The following is a 555-nucleotide window of genomic DNA, read 5'->3' as shown; positions in this document are numbered from 1 at the left end:
CCCCATGTACATCCTTCATGAGTGCCGCCGTCTTTCGGGCCGAAAGGCCGTAATTGACATGGTAAGTTAAAATAAGCCCTAATGTGTGAGGTGAGACATAAAGTTTTGCTAAATCTACCTTGGGCTTTAAAGGAGAAGACTTAGACAATGGCTGAAAGTCAATACGAAACTGCCGGAAAATGTATCTTAATTTAAAGGATTGAGGGTTCTTTTTAAACTGCTTCTTCTCCTTTGAAGACATACCATTCAATTTCTTTAAGTAGTATGGACATTCATTATTTTTACACTTGAACACGTCAAAGTCTTTTCTCACTTTGATTTTCTCAAGAGTCTTAGCACAATGAGGACATTTAAGAATGGCTTCTTTTGAATAGCGATTCTTATTACTGAAAAGACAAGAACACACCTTACATTGATACTGGCCTTTATCTCCATTGTTCGCGTAAAGATAATCTGATGGAGCACCACACTGCGGACAGATCATTGACTTAGGCACACTTGTCTTTGCGTTGGAACGCCTTTGAACAGGTTTTAGCTGTTTGCCATTCTTCTTCA

1 pseudogene is annotated in these 555 nt (G+C 38.9%); it reads right to left on the bottom strand.

Going from position 1 to position 555, the window contains the following annotated elements:
- Window positions 1–555 (bottom strand): annotated as a pseudogene (locus BFU02S_RS17190) (DDE-type integrase/transposase/recombinase); the annotation flags it as partial.

The organism is Neobacillus fumarioli NBRC 102428, assembly GCF_001591485.1.
GTDB lineage: Bacteria > Bacillota > Bacilli > Bacillales > Cytobacillaceae > Neobacillus > Neobacillus fumarioli.
The sequence above is the reverse complement of the archived record's forward strand: the minus strand, read 5'-3'. Positions and strand labels throughout refer to the sequence as shown.